This window comes from Aquabacterium sp. A08 (assembly GCF_011742065.1).
Genome location: NZ_JAAQQT010000416.1, coordinates 1 through 567 on the forward strand (window position 1 = coordinate 1; position 567 = coordinate 567).

1 protein-coding gene is annotated in these 567 nt (G+C 67.0%); it reads right to left on the reverse strand.

From position 1 onward, the window contains the following. The coding region (locus HA630_RS27170; protein ID WP_208299932.1) for a TRAP transporter large permease subunit at window positions 1–567 on the reverse strand (567 nt) is incomplete at both ends.

Here is a 567-nt window from a genome sequence, read left to right on the forward strand (position 1 = left end):
GGCCCGACGAGCCCGCTCAGGAAGATCACCAGCGCCAGCGCCGCCACGATCAGCAGGCCCGGCACGATGCCGGCGATGAACAGCGGCGCGATCGGCTGCACCGCCACCACGCCGTAGATGATCATCAGCATCGACGGCGGGATGATGGGCCCCAGCAGGCCGGCCGACACCGTGACCGCGCCGGAAAACTCGCGCTTGTAGCCCATGCGTTCCATGGCCGGGATCATGACCTTGCTCATGACGCCGATCTGCGCCACCGCCGAGCCCAGGATGGAGGCGGCCATGGCGTTGGTGAACAGGTTGGCGTAGGCCAGCCCGCCCTTGAAGCCACCCACCAGCACCTCGGCCACGGCGATCAGCCGCTGCGTCAGCCCGGCCTTGTTCATGATCTCGCCCACCAGCAGGAACAGCGGAATGGCCAGCAACGAGTTGATTTCCAGCGCCCCGTAGAACTGGATGGGGATGGACTCGAACAGCACCGCCAGGTCGTTGGTGGCCATGAAGGCGATGGCCCCGGCCAGGATGGTGCCGACGATGGGCAGGCCCGCGAACAGCAGGCCGAAGAAG